The organism is Leptospira koniambonensis, from assembly GCF_004769555.1.
Classification (GTDB): Bacteria; Spirochaetota; Leptospiria; order Leptospirales; family Leptospiraceae; genus Leptospira_B; species Leptospira_B koniambonensis.
Window position 1 is genome coordinate 20,345 of record NZ_RQFY01000007.1, and the last position, 18,485, is coordinate 38,829.

At 32.3% G+C, this 18,485-nt stretch carries 26 protein-coding genes; 25 read left to right on the top strand and 1 reads right to left on the bottom strand.

Annotated elements, in window-relative coordinates; all coding sequences use genetic code 11:
* Positions 1–65 precede the first annotated feature (65 nt).
* The 12 genes from EHQ52_RS15405 to EHQ52_RS15460 all read left to right on the top strand — a co-directional run bounded on the left by EHQ52_RS15405 (position 66) and on the right by EHQ52_RS15460 (position 8,243).
* On the top strand, positions 66–332 hold the full coding sequence (locus EHQ52_RS15405; RefSeq protein ID WP_135616078.1) for a hypothetical protein: 267 nt from the start codon (positions 66–68) through the stop codon (positions 330–332).
* A 3-nt stretch (positions 333–335) separates the two neighbouring features.
* Entirely contained in the window at positions 336–926 is a 591-nt protein-coding gene (locus EHQ52_RS15410; RefSeq protein WP_135616079.1) for a hypothetical protein, read from the top strand.
* Between the two features lie 105 nt (positions 927–1,031).
* The gene (locus EHQ52_RS15415) at positions 1,032–1,319 is read left to right on the top strand and encodes a DUF7660 family protein (protein ID WP_425269403.1); all 288 of its coding nucleotides are present in this window, start codon (positions 1,032–1,034) and stop codon (positions 1,317–1,319) included.
* 685 nt (positions 1,320–2,004) lie between these two features.
* Positions 2,005–2,499, top strand: a complete 495-nt coding sequence (locus EHQ52_RS15420) for a hypothetical protein (RefSeq protein WP_135616081.1) — start codon at positions 2,005–2,007, stop codon at positions 2,497–2,499.
* Positions 2,500–2,843: 344 nt separating this feature from the next.
* Entirely contained in the window at positions 2,844–3,098 is a 255-nt protein-coding gene (locus EHQ52_RS20205) for a hypothetical protein (protein WP_135616082.1), read from the top strand.
* A 38-nt stretch (positions 3,099–3,136) separates the two neighbouring features.
* Entirely contained in the window at positions 3,137–3,610 is a 474-nt protein-coding gene (locus tag EHQ52_RS15430; RefSeq protein WP_135616083.1) for a hypothetical protein, read from the top strand.
* A gap of 15 nt (positions 3,611–3,625) precedes the next feature.
* On the top strand, positions 3,626–4,285 hold the full coding sequence (locus EHQ52_RS15435; protein ID WP_135616084.1) for an RDD family protein: 660 nt from the start codon (positions 3,626–3,628) through the stop codon (positions 4,283–4,285).
* A gap of 115 nt (positions 4,286–4,400) precedes the next feature.
* Positions 4,401–4,904: a hypothetical protein gene (locus EHQ52_RS15440; RefSeq protein WP_135616085.1), complete on the top strand. Its 504-nt coding sequence runs from the start codon at positions 4,401–4,403 to the stop codon at positions 4,902–4,904.
* A 131-nt stretch (positions 4,905–5,035) separates the two neighbouring features.
* Positions 5,036–5,605: a hypothetical protein gene (locus tag EHQ52_RS15445; RefSeq protein WP_135616086.1), complete on the top strand. Its 570-nt coding sequence runs from the start codon at positions 5,036–5,038 to the stop codon at positions 5,603–5,605.
* Positions 5,606–6,576: 971 nt separating this feature from the next.
* A complete protein-coding gene (locus EHQ52_RS15450; protein WP_135616087.1) occupies positions 6,577–6,996 on the top strand; it encodes a hypothetical protein in 420 nt (139 codons plus the stop codon).
* A gap of 80 nt (positions 6,997–7,076) precedes the next feature.
* Positions 7,077–7,598, top strand: a complete 522-nt coding sequence (locus tag EHQ52_RS15455) for a hypothetical protein (RefSeq protein ID WP_135616088.1) — start codon at positions 7,077–7,079, stop codon at positions 7,596–7,598.
* A gap of 63 nt (positions 7,599–7,661) precedes the next feature.
* Positions 7,662–8,243, top strand: a complete 582-nt coding sequence (locus tag EHQ52_RS15460; protein WP_135616089.1) for a hypothetical protein — start codon at positions 7,662–7,664, stop codon at positions 8,241–8,243.
* A gap of 115 nt (positions 8,244–8,358) precedes the next feature.
* On the opposite strand, the gene EHQ52_RS15465 is transcribed toward EHQ52_RS15460, so the two are convergent.
* Positions 8,359–8,862, bottom strand: a complete 504-nt coding sequence (locus EHQ52_RS15465; protein ID WP_135616090.1) for an anthrone oxygenase family protein — start codon at positions 8,860–8,862, stop codon at positions 8,359–8,361.
* A gap of 257 nt (positions 8,863–9,119) precedes the next feature.
* On the opposite strand from EHQ52_RS15465, the gene EHQ52_RS15470 reads away from it, so the two are divergent.
* The 13 genes from EHQ52_RS15470 to EHQ52_RS15530 all read left to right on the top strand — a co-directional run bounded on the left by EHQ52_RS15470 (position 9,120) and on the right by EHQ52_RS15530 (position 18,214).
* Positions 9,120–9,662, top strand: a complete 543-nt coding sequence (locus EHQ52_RS15470; RefSeq protein ID WP_135616091.1) for a hypothetical protein — start codon at positions 9,120–9,122, stop codon at positions 9,660–9,662.
* A gap of 146 nt (positions 9,663–9,808) precedes the next feature.
* Positions 9,809–10,591, top strand: coding sequence for a putative signal transducing protein (locus tag EHQ52_RS15475; RefSeq protein ID WP_135616092.1), 783 nt, complete (start codon positions 9,809–9,811; stop codon positions 10,589–10,591).
* 780 nt (positions 10,592–11,371) lie between these two features.
* On the top strand, positions 11,372–11,884 hold the full coding sequence (locus EHQ52_RS15480; protein ID WP_135616093.1) for a hypothetical protein: 513 nt from the start codon (positions 11,372–11,374) through the stop codon (positions 11,882–11,884).
* Between the two features lie 123 nt (positions 11,885–12,007).
* Positions 12,008–12,655, top strand: coding sequence for a DUF4291 domain-containing protein (locus EHQ52_RS15485; RefSeq protein ID WP_135616094.1), 648 nt, complete (start codon positions 12,008–12,010; stop codon positions 12,653–12,655).
* Between the two features lie 70 nt (positions 12,656–12,725).
* The gene (locus tag EHQ52_RS15490) at positions 12,726–13,223 is read left to right on the top strand and encodes a hypothetical protein (protein ID WP_135616095.1); all 498 of its coding nucleotides are present in this window, start codon (positions 12,726–12,728) and stop codon (positions 13,221–13,223) included.
* Positions 13,224–13,314: 91 nt separating this feature from the next.
* Complete coding sequence (locus EHQ52_RS15495) at positions 13,315–13,500, top strand: hypothetical protein (protein WP_135616096.1); 186 nt, start codon at positions 13,315–13,317, stop codon at positions 13,498–13,500.
* Positions 13,501–13,962: 462 nt separating this feature from the next.
* Positions 13,963–14,442, top strand: a complete 480-nt coding sequence (locus tag EHQ52_RS15500; protein WP_135616097.1) for a L,D-transpeptidase family protein — start codon at positions 13,963–13,965, stop codon at positions 14,440–14,442.
* 115 nt (positions 14,443–14,557) lie between these two features.
* Positions 14,558–15,016: a hypothetical protein gene (locus EHQ52_RS15505; RefSeq protein ID WP_135616098.1), complete on the top strand. Its 459-nt coding sequence runs from the start codon at positions 14,558–14,560 to the stop codon at positions 15,014–15,016.
* Between the two features lie 60 nt (positions 15,017–15,076).
* Positions 15,077–15,469 carry a hypothetical protein gene (locus tag EHQ52_RS15510; protein WP_135616099.1) on the top strand — a complete coding sequence of 131 codons (393 nt, stop codon included), beginning with the start codon at positions 15,077–15,079 and terminating at the stop codon, positions 15,467–15,469.
* A 10-nt stretch (positions 15,470–15,479) separates the two neighbouring features.
* Positions 15,480–16,106 (top strand): hypothetical protein, encoded by a 627-nt coding sequence (locus EHQ52_RS15515; RefSeq protein ID WP_135616100.1) that lies wholly within the window; start codon positions 15,480–15,482, stop codon positions 16,104–16,106.
* A gap of 25 nt (positions 16,107–16,131) precedes the next feature.
* Positions 16,132–16,683: a MepB family protein gene (locus EHQ52_RS15520; RefSeq protein WP_135616101.1), complete on the top strand. Its 552-nt coding sequence runs from the start codon at positions 16,132–16,134 to the stop codon at positions 16,681–16,683.
* 247 nt (positions 16,684–16,930) lie between these two features.
* Entirely contained in the window at positions 16,931–17,416 is a 486-nt protein-coding gene (locus tag EHQ52_RS15525; protein WP_244244924.1) for a VOC family protein, read from the top strand.
* A gap of 240 nt (positions 17,417–17,656) precedes the next feature.
* A complete protein-coding gene (locus EHQ52_RS15530; RefSeq protein WP_135616103.1) occupies positions 17,657–18,214 on the top strand; it encodes a dihydrofolate reductase family protein in 558 nt (185 codons plus the stop codon).
* Positions 18,215–18,485: the final 271 nt, after the last annotated feature.

Below are 18,485 nucleotides of genomic sequence, written 5' to 3' on the forward strand. Positions count from 1 at the left end.
AGAATATTTAGTAAAATCACATTAATTTTTCCATATGTCTATGTTTGGAAGGATCCATAACTTATATGCATCTATTAGAAATTATACAGAACGGGCAGTTTACAATTGTTGAGAATACAATTGCTGTCGCTGCAGATGGGGGAACGGTTGCCTTTATACTTATAGATTCGCGGGAAGATCAATATACTTTCTATTTGGATCGAAGAATTGAATCAGAAACTATAAATCATTTTTACATAAATGAATATCCAGGATCGATTGATTCCCTTTCTATTGGTGAGAATCCGACTTTACTGGCGGTAGTGGAGAGGATGTTGAAAACTCAAAATTGAACTATGGCGCCATCTCGAGTTTTACTTCGGACTGCTACACATTCGCTTCCATCACTGCACTTGCTTAGGAAAGTTCGTGCTGATGCAAATGTCGCCAAGTCTTGTCCGTTATATGCAAGCGATCATAAATATTTCGTCAAAACTAAATATATTGGTTTATATATGATTCAGAATTTTTTTCTCGTTATTTCATTTGCGATGGCCACTTTTTATTGTGCAAAGCCTCTACTTATCCAAAGGCATTTAGATAGCACATCCTATTATTATGCATGTGGGTCGGTTTTACGAAACAATGATTCAATTACAATTTGTGAGCAGACTTTTCCATCTGATAATTTGACAATCCGTAAAGATTATGAAAATTGGTTGAAAGAACAATCCCCTTATATCTACGAACTTGAACAAGTATGTAAAAGTGATAACTCAAACTATAAGAGAATGAAAGATTTATTTGCAAAGGATGATGCTAAAATTAAAGCAATGATATTGAGATCGCCTAATGAATTTTTAAAAGAATGTAAAAACTTTAGCGAAGGGTTAAGAAAATATCCAAAATCTTATTCGAAAGAAATGCTTTGGGAGTTAGTTCACTAATCTAACGTAAAATTACCATTAGTCTTTAACTATTGGTCTTCCGCTACGCTTTGGCTTTGCCACATTTGATTTGTCTATTTTAGTATCGAGATAATTGTGAAAGAAATGGAATTACATAACCTATTGGAAGCGGTTCATGACGAAAATTCATTCTTAGATTTTGTAAAGGCTTTGTTAAAAGAGATAAACGAAGATCTTGAATTGGAAAAAAAGACACCTCGTAATCTTTTTGGACCGACTCATAACGGCTGGGAGAATACAACATTGGATGCCTATTTTGATAGCGCAGTTGCTTGGGCAGAAGATAGTGATTTCGGTAAAAGCCAGGGAATAAGTGATAATTTATGGAATAAATTTGCAACCTTTCTCTATTGTGGGAAAATTTATGAATAGATTAAAAGCTATTCGGTCAGTAAAAGATTCTAGGTACCGGCATAATGCCAATGCGTCTAACTATTGCCTCCGCCGCTGCGCTTCAAGATTGCTTCGCAACCTCGTGTCATCTCAATCGTCGGGACACCTTGGTCGTTAGACGAAATCGCGTAAAGTCTTATGCATTTAGTTATACTTTCGATATTCTTTTTTCTTTTATTGTCGCTAGACAATTTATATAATAACATATTATATTTCTATCTTCTCTTCATATGGATGGCCGCTGGATTAATCTCATGTGTAAATATTATTCAGCTATTTTGGAGAAAATTCAAAGCAAAGAAGATTAATAAAATTATCTTTGTAGCCCCGATGTTTTTTCTTTTTGTAACTTTTGATATTATAATCTGTAAGTATCGAAGCGATCTAACTGAACAGAACTTGCTAATTCTGGACAAAGTTATTGAGAAGAGGAAAATTAGTAATGAGAGAGATTTAAATGAGGTAATGAGAAATAATTCCGTCTTATGCGGATTGCTTTGTTATCCAATCTCTTATCATATGGAAACTAACGAAGTTGAGTTTACTATTAGGCCTCTTGGTCCTAAAGTAAATTTTAACTTTAATAATCATTCTTTAGATTATGTTGAATAAGTAAAAAATTGATTATAAAAATAGAATCATACCACTATAAGGAAAATATAGTATGAACTCATTAAAAGAAAACAGTATCTTAAAGTATCTATCCGTAGCGATTTGTACATTGTTATTAACAAATATAATATTGGCGGACGAAAAAGTTGAGAAATCTTGTACTAAAGATATAATCATAGGAACTTGGGTCCTGTCGGTATCTAAAAATTCTGGTAATGTTCCTGATTCATATTCGGATCTAATCGAACCTTATCAAATGTTAAAGTTTGGGATTGATAATAAATATTCGAAACTTTCTTCAAAAAATGCCCTGTCAGTTAAGCAAATGACAGATCTGCTCAATTTCCCAAGCGAAGAAGCATACGATATTGATGGATCCAAGATATTGATAAAAGATGGGAATTCTCAAACTATCGATGTGATAGACTGCAGTTTCTTTTTCAATGATGCTCCTAAAATAGGAATTAAAAAGAATACATTGAGCTTGCTTTGGTTTTATCAAGATAAGCCGATTATTTTGAATACTTACACAAAGGTTTCTAAATAGTTTATTACTTATGATGCATAACTCTCGGCTCTGAGACGGCATTCGTGATACTCGCCACATTGGCTTAGTCACGCCTTGGTCATTAGGCGAAATGCTTTTAGACAAGTTTAAATTATGAAATTTTTATGAGTGAAATTGCAAAGTATATTCTTTATTTTTCATTTCTTTTCGCGATTACTTCATGCGATAAGCCAGTAGAAACGAAAAAAATTAAAAAGTGTGATTCTGGATTCGTAAAAAAATCTAATTCACAAAATATTAAAATCAACTTAGAAGAAAATTCGTATGAGCAAAAAATATTAAAGATTTTGAAAAAAAGGTTAGCTCTCCTAAAGAAGACAAAATTGAAAAATTCTATTAATGTGGATCATTATGATTCGAATATTTCTGGAAACGATACTATGTTAAAATTTCAATTCTTATTGAGTTCTAATGGAAAAGTTATTGATACCGTACTTCTTTGCTCGAATACTTCGGAGAATATTAATAAAGAAATTCTGGATTCGGTTATGGAACTTAATTTTGGAACTGTTCCCAAAGACTCCCTTAAAAATGGACCAATTTTCGGAATAGCAATTCCTTATAGCTATTCCTTCTGATCTAAATGAGCGCTTAATTAGAATAGAGCTTAATATAAATGAAACTGACTTCTCTTTTAGCCATAACTTTCTTGATTACATGTGCTTCAGGAGAATTAAAAAAATCTAATTATTCGAAACTCGAATTAGAAGACATTTGCAAATTTGCGAAATCTGATAATGAAGGGGTTTATAAAAAGTTAATTATATTTAAGACGCAGATTCGAAAATATCCCGAAGATCTTTCACATTCCGGGATTATAGATTCTGCTGTTTTAAGTGAAATATTTGAAGAGGGTGAAAACTTGCCCACCGCTGAAATAAGACAATTTTATGATGAAGACGCGTGTTTAAAATATAGTTTTCTTTTCTTTAGAAAGGATGTAATTGCAAAATTTCAAAAAATAGATATAGGAACAAAAGTTCATATATCAGCTAAATTTGGTGTGATTTCACGATCTAAAGATATTACAAAAAAGCCGACAGTTGCAATTTTGATTGAAAATGTTGAGCTGATTTTACGAGGAAATTAGGATATTTAAATAAAAATGAAGTATTTTATTCAATTTATAACTTTCATATTTATACTAATAGTATTTGAAATAATTATAACTTACAGCATCGAAGCTGTCGTTGGACGAGAATTAACCGAGAAAGATATTTATAGTAGCCCCCTTAAATTTTTGGCTATTGTCGAATTTGTATTTTCATTTGTGTTAATGAGGATATTCGTTAAAAAGGGGATTCTTCCCTATAATAAAGAAAAACTTTTACACAATTCCGAAAACCAAAACCCATTAATTAAATTTTCCGCTTCATTGGCAGATCGATATTTGGCGATGGTATTTGATACAATTATAATGTTTATTATTCTTATTCTTTGCGCTAAAACGATAACGGTATTTTCAATTGAAAATCAATTATTGCGAATATTGATTCTATCTCCTTTGTTTTTGTATGATCCTTTATTTGTTTACTTTTTTGGAGTAACTCCTGGACATTATTTGAAAGGACTGAAAGTTGTCTCTTCTTCTAATTCAAAATTGACCTTGTTAAATTGTATGATCAGATTTGTTTTAAAATTTGTTCTCGGAATGGTTTCACTTGTCTTTTTATTAACAGAAAGGAAACAAGCCTTGCATGACCGAATTACTTCTACTTTTGTCATTTATAGCAAAAATTACACAGAAAGTAAGGGTCGGTCGTAAATATCGCCGATCCTTGATTGTTAGACGAAATAGCATAAAATCTATTGGCTCATTAAAAAAACTAAAGGAAAATTACATGACTAGAATACTTATATTAGGTAGTTTACTGTTGCTTTTGCACTGCAGCGTTGATGATGAAGTAATCGTAAAGAAAAACTCAATTCCCCAAACATCGTTTTCGTTTGAATTAAAGAACCCGAATGTAAAAATTACTGTTCCTGAAATTCCATTTTTTGATTTGCAAACACATCCATTGGCAAGTGCAAATAAGCCACATTTGAGATATCTGGGATCTGGTGGGAATTTTCATCTAAGTATACTTACACCTACTGCTGATCCAGGAATGACCCCCGAGGATTGTGCGAAATCTCAAGTTCAATATTTGGGTGGTCAGTATAATTTGCAAAAGGGTCAGTATTCATTATTAAAATCAAATGATGGAACTACATATAGCATTTATTTTTATCTAAAAATGGGTGAATTCTATCAGCAGAATGCGTATCTATTATCTGGTTCTGAAAACAAGTATTGTGTGCAAGTTCATATTTCGAAAATGACTGATGATCAAAATGACCTGCCTTTATGGTTAAAGGGATTTCCGAATGCGAGGATACGTTAATTTTTCTTTTAGTATGTTACTTTGTATAACTATCGGTGCTTCTTCTTCGGGATGCTATCGTATTTGCAAAGCGTATCCAACTTTTGGCCGTTAGACGAAAGGCATAATAATCTTTTATAAAAGGAATTTTTATGATTAGGAAAATACTAATTACATACGTAATTTTTAATATATTATGTATATTTGATTTATATTCGCAAGAAAATACAGAACTTCCTGCTCCCCCAGATGGTTATCAATGGCTTTCTTTGAAGGAAATAAAGGGTTTTATACTTAAGCCGAAGAATTACTTTTTCAAAACAGAAGTTAAAGACCAAACCACGGCTTATTTTGTAACGAAGGAAGATATTGGTAAGATTGGAAAATTTAAAACAGGCTTAAGCGTTAATGTGGTACGCGGTTTGAAAAATAAAAAGGCAATTGATTTAGTTGCGAGTTACTATGAATCTTACAAGTTAAAACAAAATTTGTTGAGCTCAGATAGAATTACGATGGATGTCTTCGATGGAATAAGGATCCGGTTTGTTGATACAAATGAGGCAGAGAATGAAAAGGTAAGACAAGAGATACTTTTCTTGGCAAATACAAAAACTAATACTTTTTACATTATAAGTTTTGAATATCCGGAAAAAGATGCATCTGCGAGCGCAAAAGTTGGACCAACAATTCTTAACAATCTATCTTTGGAGACAGAGATATAGATAGTTTTTAGGTCTGTGCAGCCCTCTATCGTCTAACTATCGGTGATTCCGCATTCTTGCGGGGATTGCTAACGTGATCCTTGGTCACGCGAATGCCAATCTCAAATTTATCTAATATGTAGATTCAAAAAAGGTCGCGCATATTTATAATTAATGTATTATTGAATTATAGAAGATTATGAATTCATATTAATAAAATACAATGACTCTAAAATAGATAAAATCAGAGCCTTACGTTCCGTAATATATTCTGCGGCGATCGAACATAGCTTTGTTATCAATACAAACTTACCGCCCTATATTTTCTTTGGAGAGAAGTAGATTTCAATCACCACCATTCCTTGGCAGATTCGAGTAACAAAATAGTTCAAATTGGAAAAGGACATGTATGTGCTGTTTATGGAAAGAGGGAAGGATACGTCGAGAATATAGGTAATTAAGAAACAATACATTTTGGTCTTTATATAGCAACGTTTTCAAATATTATTTGGAAATTGGAAGATCTTACTTTTGGCGAGAGTAAAGAGATATAGAACGATTAAAATAATCAGTAACTAAAATGATTTTAGGCGTCAGAATATTTTCATTATTTCTTTGTGTATTTCCAGTAATGAAGATATATATTGTACTGAGTAATTCAAATATAATTAATGTATTAAAGGATATGATTCGTAATGAGTCAGTTGACTATGGCGGGTGGACTTTCTATGAACCTTATAATTATCCTTTATGCGATATATTTATTTGTTTATCATTGTTCATAATGGAATTGTTGATCCCTTTGTTCATTACTACTTTCCCAAACAATATTTCAACCATAGTGGAGCAATTTTTTAATCGAGTCGAAAGTAAAGCACGAACAATTTTGCTACTGCAGCTAGTTATAGTTTTGGTTCTTAATGCCTTTGTATTTAATTTATTATTATTTGTTTATTTAAAAAATTTATAAATTACTCGAAATAATAGAAAGTATGAGTTATTTTTTAGAAGCGGTTGTTGGTAAAAGAGATGAAATAAGAAAAAATTTCACTGCGGAAGAAGCCTTAATTATAGAATTACCATATGAATTCTTAATGATCCCGTTAAAAAATGATCTTTTGGAAAGAGTTAATATAAGAGTTGATGATGACTTTGAATTAAACATAATTAATTGGCTTTCTTCCAAATCAAAGCATTCTATCTTTGCATTTATTACTGCTGAGTTTTTCGGTGGGAGCGGTGGACAAATTGCTAAATTATTCAGTAATGGTAAAATAATTAAAGAATTCTCATTTGATTCAAATGCAATTAATAACATATTGGAATTGTTAGGCCTTGAAAGGTCCGTCTCCCATGATCAATTTGATATGTTACAATTATCTAGGTTTAGAAATACTGAAGATTGGCAATAGTTTTAACTGCATATAGTACCAATAATTTTCTGCTCTGGCATTACACTTCATTGTGAAACCTAAGTTTTAAGGGAAATTTTATGTCAAAATTAAAAGCATATCAACTATTCTTGTTATTGATCGTTCCTTTTGTTATTGGACTATTTTATCCAATTTTTAGTATTCTCATAAGGCGAGAATTCGATCCTAAACAAATGGGCTTTATCTTTCTTTTATGGGTATTTTTATTCTTTTTCTGGCTACTTGAATTATTGATTCAGTTAAATAGACAAATGTCAATGGTTCAAAGAATCCCTGGTAATATAGGAATTCTGTTTGCTAGCATAAATTTGCTATTCGTAGTTATGCTTTTTATACTTATCTTTATCCCTTTGTTAGCAACTCAATTTGAGAGTATCCGCATTGTTATTTTTGCAATAGCCATAATGATTCCTTTTTGGAATCTTTATGTTATTCGAACAATTGCGAAAAATATTAAGATGATAGAATTGCAAAAGGATATATCGCTTGGTGAGTATATTAAAGAATTCTTTCTTTTGTTATTTTTCCCTATTGGCATTTGGATTCTTCAACCCAAAATTAGAAAAATTCTTTTATCGTAATACAATAACTATTGGTGATTTTGCATTTCTGCGGGTTTTGCCACATTCAGACGAAATATTTATATGATAAAAATTATTAAACTATATCTTTTTGCTGTGTTACTCTTTGGTGTACTGATAAGCTATCCAGTCTATTATGTTGCTAAAAGTAACTTTTTTCGTATTGAAAATTATCATTTTGCATATGGGATTCGAATAAAAGTAGGTGAAGTTAAAATTGGAGATTCAGAGTTAAAGAAACACGGAAGAGCCTTAGATAGTACAGTTTTTGTTTATGAAGTTTTTGATCGAACTGGAAATCATATTCAGAATCTGTATGGAAGTACGGCCTGGAATATTATCATTCCGTATGATATTGATGGAGATAATAACGAAGAATTATTTTTGAATCAATGGGCCCCACCTGAACCTCTTAAAAAAGGTTGGGATAAGCCATGTTATAAATTTAATTTAGTAAATGGAAAGTTCGAATTTTACAAAAATTATCCTCGAGAAGAGCTGCCTTTGGACTTAGATTTTCAATTGTATCCAATCGCTTGGATTCAAGAGTTATATCTTCACGTAATTATTGTGTATGGGTTAAATTTGCTTAATTTGATAGCAGTTTCTATTTATTTCCTGATTAAACGTTTCCGTACTAAATAAATCGGATTACCTAATTATCGCTGCTTTTGTCACTTCGCTTGTATGGCAAACTCTTGGCCGTTATCCGAAATTGGCATCCCTTTATAGGAATGCACTTATGCAAATCATAATACCATCATGAAGCGGAAGATTTTGAATGGCCCAGCCCAAAGATTGCTCCTGCAAGCAAAATCACAAAACCGGAACCATTCGCCATCTGACGATAATGAAAAATCTGGAGCCAATTTGCTCGGATATTTGACCAATCACCTGGGTGGCTGGTAGCAGTCCAAGTGTTGATCAGATTGTTAAGGGGTACATTCCCTTTCAAAGTCAATAGAGTATCTACAATCAATGCAAGAAATGAAAGTGCGGCAGTGATAAAGAGAAGGCTTCGACAGTTTCGAACTGTGACGATCACAAGTAAGAGATTGCTTGCAAGTGCCCCAATCACAACAAACTTGAAGTTTGCTCTGAAACTTGTATCGAGCAGTTGACGCAGTTCAATGTAGGCAGGGGCATCCATTGCCATCTGCACATCCTCAAGAGCAATTACATACATATAAGATTGACCAACAACCCAGCTATAGCTAAACAACGCGGTAAAAAGGATTATTTTTGTGAGTAACTTGTTATTCATAATTAATATATATAATTTACTGCGTGATAAAAGGCCAACTTGATTTTATCTAAACGAGAATTTTTGGAAAGATATTGGATTTGCTGGAAAATAATGATGAACGTTGATATTATAGGTCGAGTTAATAATTTGTTTTTGCTGGGGAGCTTGGCTGAGTAATCTATCTCGAACTTAAACTTTCAGATTTGTAATTTTAATACTTTAAAAAAACGAAACTTCGGCAATTCTCTATCATTAGCTAACATCGGAATAAACATATGACTAATAAAAAGATACTAACTATCTTCATTTTACTTCTATTGTATATAGGAGGAAAGCATTTATTTAAATATGTAGATAGACTAAATATAGAGAATAAGCAGCGTAAAGCTACATTGTTTGAAACATTATCCGTCAAATTTCCAATTAAATACAAAGTGGTGCTAAATGATTTTGTAGATTCAAATCCAAATGCTCCGATAATTTCATACGGAATTGAAAAAGATTCGATTGAATATGGGTTTCTCGGTTTGAAGTTTCCAGATGGGGATGCTTGTTTGGAAGACGATAAAGAATGTTATAAAAAACTCATCAATAAGCTTATCAAATCGGTTGATGGGAGAATAGAATCTGAGTCACTTTACAAAGTTCGAGATTATGAGGGGTTGAGCGTGACTTTTCAATATGATCATAATAAAAAAGGACTTTATCAAATAATTAGAATAAAAGATGGGCTCTTTACTATCACTGTAGCAGGACATAGTAATTTTATGGATAATGTCGATGTGAAGGACTTTTTATCTAGCATAGAGTTACTCTAATAAATCCGACTACGAATAACTATCGGAGTTTCCGCTTCGCTACATTTACTTCGGTCACTTGCAAACTAGTGTCATCGTAAATGTCGGAACACCTTGGTCGTTAGGCGAAATTGTGTCCAAAGAAAATATACGAAAGAAGAATAAAATTGATAACAATATATAGATCAAATAATTACCAAGAAATAGAGCTCTTTAGATCGGTTCTGAATAATGAAGAAATCAACTCTTTCATTAAAGGCGGTGAACTAGACGCTTTAAAATTTGCAATACCAGAAAAAGATACACTAGTTGAACTTTGTGTTTCAGCGGAAGACTTACTATTCTCTCTTTATTTGCTAAAGCTTCCGTTGACTGAAGAGTTGTTGGAAATCCTACAAGACTCTTCTAAATTGAACCGCCGATCTGATAATAATTACAATGTAGATCATCCTAAAACTATAAATCAGGGATTCGGAACTAAAAGTTTTTTAGCTGTTTCTATCTCGATTGTAAGTGCAATTGCTTTATTAGTTGGCTACTTTGATATTAAAACCAAGTACAATGCTCTAAATTTAGATTTAAACTCTGATCTGTATGTCTATTCCGAATATGATAATGTTGAAAACTGTATTCTATCGTATTACAAACATAATGATAAATTAAGTTCGTGGGTTTGTTATAATGAAGATGGAGAGCCGAGGAGTAATAAGAGCTACGATGCCAATGGGAAAATAGATGTTCACTTTTTTAATGAGAAGCCATCGAAATATTTCGATCACTATATAAGTTATGACATTAATGGGATAAAAACTTCGGAAGGTTTTGATACAGATCGCGATAATAGATTTGATAAAACTATCTATTTCGATGAATCGGGAAAGGAAATTAGATCTGAAATTGATCGTAATTTCAATGGAAGAATGGAAAAGTCGGAAATTATAATTAAGTGAGTTTTGCCGATCACACTTTATCTAACTATCAATTGATGCAGAATGAAGTTGAAAAACGGAATAATTGGAAGATCTTTTAAAGAAATTCAGACGCCTGAATTCTATCGATTGGAAATATTCGATAAAGGTTATTATAAATATGTTCTTTCTGTTTTTTACTCTCTGTTAATTTTATACATTTCAACATCGTTTGCGTTCAAAGGTTTAACAGGGCTAATCATTTATTGCACAATTTTTCTTATATGTTTACTAGTATTTCTTCTACTATTTTCACCCATTACTTTTGAGAGATTCATACAAATCGATGAAATAAATATTGTATTTTCTTCCGGATATTCAAAGACCTTTGCATTGAGTACTTTGCCTTGGAAAAAAATAGCTAAAATCGAAAAGGTTAGTTATAATTATCGCGTAGCTAAGAACGCGGTTGGGAATACTGATACTTTTTATAAATTTACTTTTAAAAGAGGAAAAACTACTGAGATTATTTGTTTTGACGCACTTAATTTTGAATCACAATTGTTAAAATATGCCTCTTACCATAATGTTCTGATTAAATATTCTGCATAGTGTTTTAACTAAAGAAAAATTAGTTAATATTGAATGGCCCTACTATGGTAAGGGAGAAACCTTCTATCAAATCTAAAAGTTATAATTGCTCTTTTAGTAATGATGCAAGATATTCCGAAGTCCCTTATTTTCCTAAAGGCAAACAGTTGATATTATGTGCAAGAATGGTAGAAAAAGAGAAGATTAATAATATAAAAAGAATGATTATATATGAATGAGAAAGATATTTTAGATAAATATTTAAGTAATGATTGTAAAATAGATACAGAAATAGAAACAAAATTGATTGATGCAGCATTCCGAAATAGTTTTTATAATCTCGTTCCAAATTTCCCTCCTAGAAATTACCAAAACATATTAATCTTTTTATTTGAATTAGAAATAAAGGATAGAAATGGCGAATTGAGAGATAACGACAAATATCGAGGTGAATATTTTGAAAATATTTATCTATGTGGCTTCTTACTATCGAAGGTTGGCGATCCGAAGGACGTCTTTACTATCTGGAAAGCACACCGTATGGATATGGATATCGGGTATCTCGATGCGCACTATTTTATTGGAGCGGGATTGTCGAAAACTATTCGATATCTTGAAAGTTCCGCTGATGAGATAAGCAAAGAAATAAGAGAATACATCTTAGAAGAGCTAACAGATGAAAATGCAGAGAACTTTAATATTAAAAAATGGGAACGTGGAATGTTAGAATATCATCGAGGATAATCGATGGATCGATATTATTGTGAGTCTATCGTTTAGAGAATCCTAATTCGTTTTCACCTTTGCATAGCTTTTATCCTTTAAGATCATCTGTCTTTTTTTATGGAAATCTGTTAAATTGTTATTATGAATAAAATAAAACAAAAATTAATATTACAAAAATACAACGAACAAAGAGCAGATTGGCCTAATTCTGGTAAACATATAATGGCTCAATATACAGACGATTCAATAGTTGTGTATCAGGCTTTTCGAAATGAAATTGCAGACTATGCAGTGTCTAGACAACATTTCGGGGGCACTTTTTCATTTTCGAGGATGAGTTGGATTAAGCCAAATTTTCTTTGGATGATGTATAGATGTGGTTGGGCAAGTAAAGAGGGTCAAGAAAGGGTCTTAGCTGTCAGAATTAAAAAAGAAGGTTTTGAAAAAATTTTAGCACGGGCTGTTCACTCTTCCTATTCTGAAGGTATATATAAATCTAGAGAAGATTGGCATTTTGCAGGTGAAAAATCAGATGTGCGGCTTCAATGGGATCCAGATCACGATCCTTTCGGAAAACCATTGGCCCGTCGAGCGATTCAGCTAGGTCTTAGAGGTGAGACTCTCAGATCGTACGCAACAGATTGGATAATAGAGATTGAAGATATTACAGAAATGGTGAGAGAGAGTCGAATATATTTGAAGGAGGATAATTTGGGGCAGCTGTGTTCTCCCCGGGAAAGAGTGTATTCTCCAATTGATCAAGAAGGATCAAAGCATATTTTTTATTAGGATGATCGCCCCTTCATCTAACTATCGGTGAATCGCTTATTTCGAAAATAATATTAAGGATACCTTAAGCTTGAATACGGGAATTATCTTGCTGATAATTTCATTCGTTTTAGTTGTCGCGAGGGCTAATAACATAATATTTTCTATTGTTATTGTCATAGGTTTTTTTCTGATTTTTTACGCGCTTTTTAGATTAGCTAATAGAAAAAAATGGATTGTGTCTTCAAATAATGACTCAATTCAATTATCTGAAATTTCGGGAATAAGTAAGTTAATTAGATTGGACGATATAAAAAAGTTTTATTTTGGAGGAGCGAGTGAATCTTCAAAATCGATACTAAAATTATATCTTCGAAATGGCAAAAATATCCGTTTGAGCGGAGATCTATTTGAAAGTGATATAAAACAACTCTATCAATTCTTAAAGGAATATTCGGAAGCCAATCCCATCCTAAAAGAAGTCGAGAGTCCTACTAAATTAACAGCGCAGAGGGTGATTGGCGTTATGTTAGGAGCTCCTTTGTTCATGCTCTTATATTTATTGATCAAAGAGATATTTGTTAAATAAGCTACCGTTGCAAACGTCTTCAATCAAGCATTGACAAAACTTTATGGAATTATTCAAACGAACAAACAGATGAACTGCCAACTGAATATTAATGAAAGTAATCAAAACAATAAATGATAAAATTGCTCTTTTCCATGAAGAGAATATTAGAATTCATGACTCGAATATATTTTTAGAAACTATCTATTCGACTTCATGCGATACATTCGTTTTTTCTAAAGAGAATTTTATAGATAAGTTTTATGATCTCAAGTCAGGATTTGCATTGCTGAAATAATTTAATTTTGAGTTTTTAGATTAAAGTAGGTATAAAAATATTTAGCATGGAAATTATTTTCGAAATAATCTTCGAGGTAATGATTGAAGTAGGAGGGAAATTCTTAACTGATTATATAGCAGCGAATGTTATGAATTCATTAAGAAAATCGAAAATTTTCGAATCTTTCATGTCCGCAATTGGTTATATTATTTTCGGTTCAATAATCGGTTATGTGAGTATGCTCATATTTCCAAAAATTTTGCTCAAGGACGCAAGACTGCAGCTTGCTAATTTGTTAATCATCCCGATCCTGGTCGCATTTATAATTTGTCTTTTTGGAAATTGGCGTAACAAACGTGCTCTTCTTGAAATTAAATTTGAGGCATTTTCTTTTGCTTATCTATTTGCGTTTACTGTATCCTTTATCCGATACAATTTTTTGGATGTGTCTAAACCGTTTTGGTAAGGTTACTCTATTAAATGAAAATATTTATAACGCTAATCATTTTAACATTTTCATTTTCTTTATCTTCTAAAGAAACAACTTCCATTTTTGTAAAGAAAAGTGAAAGAAAACTTATAGTTAATCAAAATGGCGTAATTATATTAGAGCTTACAATTTCGCTTGGATTCAGTCCTGGTGGAAATAAATCAGAAGAAGGCGATGGAAAAACTCCTGAGGGAGAATATAAGTTAGACTATTTAATAGATGATTGGGCATACTACAAGGCTTTTCATATTTCGTATCCTAGAGTTGATCAAATAAGGAAGGCAAAAGAAAAAGGAATAAGCCCTGGTAGTGGGATTCTAATTCATGGGATGAAACCAAAATGGAATTGGGTAGGGCAACTACATACATTTTGGGATTGGACTAATGGTTGTATTGCAGTTACTAACGAGGAAATGGATAAGTTGATAGAGCTCGTGCCAGTCGGTTCAAAAATTATCATTGAGCCATGAATTTTTTAACATTCACTGACTGCTCTAGAAAGTCGCCAATCTTTTTACATTAGTCGCAATGTGACTAATATTTTCCTTTTCTATAAAAAATTAAACATCAAAGATACCAGATTACATGAAAAGAATCACGTTTGTAAGCTTAATACTTCTGTTACTTGGATTTTCTATTTTTTCTAAAGAACAACCTTCAGATTACATTATTAAGAAAATAAATTCGATTGAGTTCGATCCAATTGGCCCAAATTCAAAGGATTCCTATAGAACGATCACAAACTTCGCATCTGAAAGTAGTAGTGTTCAAGTAATAATTTCTCAGAAGTTGCTTCCTTGGTTGGGCCGAGATCTGGAATATAAGGAATATCTTCTCGGTTCTTTTATAGCAGGGAATGTAAAGAGCCAGATATTAACTAATCAAAAGAAAGACGATTCTTATTCAGGAATTCTTTCACTTATAAGAACATATAAGTATATTCGAAATATGAATGGATCGTTTCGTGTAGCGGAGATAGAAGATTTGATTAAATTACAGGAATCTGGGGATTTGCAGAAGTATACAAATTCGCGCGTGAATTAATTTACTTTTATCTCATCGCGCTGTGACTAACTATAATTAAACCAAAACATTGGAGATTTAATGAAATTACGAAAGTTTATAATATTCTTAGTTCTTTTGAATATGACTGTTTCCTGCAAATACTCGCGTGCTGAAGGGGTTGAGGTCAAAGTTTCTAAAATATCCTCAGAGAATGAGCAAATTGCAAGGGAAGTTATTAAGGATATTATAACTGAGGAAAATATGAAACAGTTATCAAAAGAGATTCCTGAATTTGGTGAGGATCGATTTCAAGATATTCAATATGGAGTTATAACTACCAAACCGTTTGAAGATGGATCTTTGGTTTTTATAAGAATAATTCTTACAATTCGTAATGGCGATAGCGGGGAATTTCAATCGAGAATAATCGATTATTGGAAATACAAAATAGAAATGCGTTTAGAAGAATATAAAAACTTAATTCGTAAATAATTTATTCAATATGATTGATTCATTTGTATTCTTGATAACCCATCTTTCTTTATTTTTCACTCCTCAGTGTTCAATTCAGGAAACACCGTTTCAAATATATGCGCTATGTAAAAATTCATCTGCCGAGTATGCGATTACTATTGATAAAGAAAACTATGGTGATTACTATTATGGGGAATGGAATAATAACCGTCCTGCCGGATACGGAGTTTTCACTAATAAAGTTTTAGAGGAGTCTGATCGCTACTGTGGTTATAGAAAACATTCGATTTCAAAGGACGGCCTTACAGAATTCGAAACTGACATATTGTTATCTTTAAATGAAAAAAATATCGGATGCGATCTTGGGAATTGTTCTAACGGATATCATGTATATTATACTGAAATTTCATCCCTTTCAATAGGAGAATATCGAAACGGAAGTCAGCAGGGATTTGTTCTTCAAACAGGAATGTACGGATATCCTTATATAGGTTTTGTGTCTAACGATTTATTTTATGGTGAGGGTATATACTTTTCACTCGAAGATCAATCAATTACTCATGGAATATGGGATTCTGGCAAGTTAGTTAAAGTTCTACAATCTATTGATTTAAAAGTATATTTGTCAAAAGAGCCTACTTGTAAAACTAATTGATTAGAGTATCTATCAAGACCAGCGAATGCAGAAAGAAACATCGATATTGAATTCACTTCCGGGGGCCTTAACTGAAGTTAATGTTTTATTCTCGGAAAATTGTAATATAGAAATTAAAGACTATCAGATAGAAAAAGAAAGCTTGGATTATAATGCAGCTAGTTTTAATTTAAATAAAAAACAAGTTATCTTTAGATTAGCGAAAATCACTCCCAAAAAAACTGGAATGTTTGTTACTCTTTGGAAAAGAAATCGAAATCAAATTACGATTCCTTTTCATAAAGATGATAACGTCGACTTAGTCATTGTTGAAGTGAGAAAATCTGATCGAATTGGGTATTTTGTCTTTAATAAAGAAATTCTCATTGAAAAAGGTATTATTACTTCAAGTAAAGAAGGAAAAAGAGGATTTAGGATCTATCCGCTATGGGAATTACCTTCTAATAAGCAGGCTATTGCATCTCAGACGTGGCAATCACACTATTTCTTTGAGCATACAAAAATAAATAAGGGTGATCGTTCGCGTCTCCGAGAATTAATTAATATTAAAAAATCAGACAATAAAGCAAAAATATGAAAGCTATTTTACAGCTTTAGTATTATCAATAGTTGTTCTTAAGTATTTTTATACACGTATTTATCAAAATGCCAGACCGCTTCTGTTATTTATGTTTTTTTCGTTGTTATTATCTAGTTTGATAATATTCTTTTCTCTATTGGTATTATTTAGCCAAGCTACTTAGAATAGATAAAAAATTATTTCCGGATTTTTGGATTAGATTTATTTAAATCGATGAAAGAATAAAATAACATGTGAGAAAAATATGATACAACAAAAAATCACCCCTTGTCTGTGGGTAGAAAAAGATGCAAAAGCTGTAGCTGAATATTACCTATCAATATTTAAAGATGGTAAATTAAAGGACTATCGCTTATTTACGAAAATGCCAAAAGACGGTAACCCTGATAGCGACGATTTATCAGGCGAATTTGAGACAGCTGTAATGGAATTAGCAGGTGTTGAATTTAGTATATTGGCAGCAGGGCCATTATTTAAATTTAATGAAGCAATATCTCTTGTTATTAATTGCAAAGACCAAGCAGAAGTAGATTACTATTGGGATGCCTTGACAACTAATGGTGGTGAAGAGGGACCTTGCGGTTGGTGTAAAGATAAGTATGGGTTATCTTGGCAGGTGGTTCCAACTGAATATTTTGACCTCATTCATAATAGCGATCCAGTAATAAGTAGAAAAGCAATGATGAACACCTTCAAACAAAAGAAACTAATACTTTCTGAGTTAAAGTAAAATTGAAAGAATAGCTGGCGGGGAAATTCCATATGACTATTGCTTCTGACGCTTCTCTCGGAGATAGCTTCGTGACTCTACTTGATCGGATTCCTTTTTTACTTATTACATATTGACAGCGTCAGAACATCTTGTTTGTTAAAGCCGCATTTTTTAAATCCAACTTACTTAGGATCTGGCATTAGTTTTGAAAAAGACTAAAAAAGGTTAGAACGCTATGACGGCAATAAAAGGAATCATATGAGAAAGTTAATTGCAGCAATCAACATGACGATTGATGGGTTTTGTGACCATACATCAGGTATCCCTGATAAAGAAATACATCAACATTACGCTGACTTGTTGAGAAGTGCTGATGCCGCTTTATATGGTAGGATAACTTACCAGCTTATGGAATTTTGGAAAACCGTACTTGAAAATCCCACAGGCGATAAAGCAATGGACGACTTTGCAGTTGCAATTGACAGCACGCAGAAAATTGTCTTTTCCCGGACACTGAAAAATGTAGATTGGAAAAGTGCGAAATTAGCAAGCCAAGACCTTGAGAAAGAAGTTTTGGAACTCAAACAACAATCGGGTAAAGATGTTTTTGTGTGCAGTCCGAGCTTGATTGTAGCTCTGACAAAACTTAATTTAATAGATGAATATCAGCTTTGTGTTCACCCTGTCGTCGCAGGAAGCGGTTTGCCGTTATTTAAAAACATCAGCGAAAAAATTATTCTTAAACTCATAAAGACCAAAATATTTAACAGCGGCGCAGTCATTCTTTATTATGAACCAACAAGCCTTGGTCGTTAGACGCAATAATGAAAAAAGGACTTTTAATACATGAATAAAGAAGTAATTACCTCGATCTTTAAAAATAAATATTTTCAATTTTCTGTCCTAAACTATTTGCTAATTCAAGTCTTATTGGTTCCAGGAAAATATTTTAGTATCAACGCTGAAAATAATGATAGTTTGGGGTCATCCAATTACATAATCTTTATCTTAATAATATGTTTTATAATTTTAGGACTGAAGTCAATTCTAGAATTAACGTATATGCCGAATCTTCCGGAAGTTGCCC

What these genes read in the sequence shown, in the direction of transcription:
- EHQ52_RS15450 (WP_135616087.1), top strand. Translation starts at nt 6,577, where the DNA reads ATGAGTTATTTTTTAGAAGCGGTTGTTGGTAAAAGAGATGAAATAAGA.
- EHQ52_RS15460 (WP_135616089.1), top strand. Translation starts at nt 7,662, where the DNA reads ATGATAAAAATTATTAAACTATATCTTTTTGCTGTGTTACTCTTTGGT.
- EHQ52_RS15510 (WP_135616099.1), top strand. Translation starts at nt 15,077, where the DNA reads ATGAAATTACGAAAGTTTATAATATTCTTAGTTCTTTTGAATATGACT.
- EHQ52_RS15500 (WP_135616097.1), top strand. Translation starts at nt 13,963, where the DNA reads ATGAAAATATTTATAACGCTAATCATTTTAACATTTTCATTTTCTTTA.
- EHQ52_RS15520 (WP_135616101.1), top strand. Translation starts at nt 16,132, where the DNA reads ATGCAGAAAGAAACATCGATATTGAATTCACTTCCGGGGGCCTTAACT.
- EHQ52_RS15515 (WP_135616100.1), top strand. Translation starts at nt 15,480, where the DNA reads ATGATTGATTCATTTGTATTCTTGATAACCCATCTTTCTTTATTTTTC.
- EHQ52_RS15415 (WP_425269403.1), top strand. Translation starts at nt 1,032, where the DNA reads ATGGAATTACATAACCTATTGGAAGCGGTTCATGACGAAAATTCATTC.
- EHQ52_RS15455 (WP_135616088.1), top strand. Translation starts at nt 7,077, where the DNA reads ATGTCAAAATTAAAAGCATATCAACTATTCTTGTTATTGATCGTTCCT.
- EHQ52_RS15445 (WP_135616086.1), top strand. Translation starts at nt 5,036, where the DNA reads ATGATTAGGAAAATACTAATTACATACGTAATTTTTAATATATTATGT.
- EHQ52_RS15410 (WP_135616079.1), top strand. Translation starts at nt 336, where the DNA reads ATGGCGCCATCTCGAGTTTTACTTCGGACTGCTACACATTCGCTTCCA.
- EHQ52_RS15525 (WP_244244924.1), top strand. Translation starts at nt 16,931, where the DNA reads ATGATACAACAAAAAATCACCCCTTGTCTGTGGGTAGAAAAAGATGCA.
- EHQ52_RS15430 (WP_135616083.1), top strand. Translation starts at nt 3,137, where the DNA reads ATGAAACTGACTTCTCTTTTAGCCATAACTTTCTTGATTACATGTGCT.
- EHQ52_RS15530 (WP_135616103.1), top strand. Translation starts at nt 17,657, where the DNA reads ATGAGAAAGTTAATTGCAGCAATCAACATGACGATTGATGGGTTTTGT.
- EHQ52_RS15465 (WP_135616090.1), bottom strand. Translation starts at nt 8,862, where the DNA reads ATGAATAACAAGTTACTCACAAAAATAATCCTTTTTACCGCGTTGTTT.
- EHQ52_RS15485 (WP_135616094.1), top strand. Translation starts at nt 12,008, where the DNA reads ATGAATAAAATAAAACAAAAATTAATATTACAAAAATACAACGAACAA.
- EHQ52_RS15435 (WP_135616084.1), top strand. Translation starts at nt 3,626, where the DNA reads ATGAAGTATTTTATTCAATTTATAACTTTCATATTTATACTAATAGTA.
- EHQ52_RS15470 (WP_135616091.1), top strand. Translation starts at nt 9,120, where the DNA reads ATGACTAATAAAAAGATACTAACTATCTTCATTTTACTTCTATTGTAT.
- EHQ52_RS15420 (WP_135616081.1), top strand. Translation starts at nt 2,005, where the DNA reads ATGAACTCATTAAAAGAAAACAGTATCTTAAAGTATCTATCCGTAGCG.
- EHQ52_RS15495 (WP_135616096.1), top strand. Translation starts at nt 13,315, where the DNA reads ATGAAAGTAATCAAAACAATAAATGATAAAATTGCTCTTTTCCATGAA.
- EHQ52_RS15480 (WP_135616093.1), top strand. Translation starts at nt 11,372, where the DNA reads ATGAATGAGAAAGATATTTTAGATAAATATTTAAGTAATGATTGTAAA.
- EHQ52_RS15405 (WP_135616078.1), top strand. Translation starts at nt 66, where the DNA reads ATGCATCTATTAGAAATTATACAGAACGGGCAGTTTACAATTGTTGAG.
- EHQ52_RS15505 (WP_135616098.1), top strand. Translation starts at nt 14,558, where the DNA reads ATGAAAAGAATCACGTTTGTAAGCTTAATACTTCTGTTACTTGGATTT.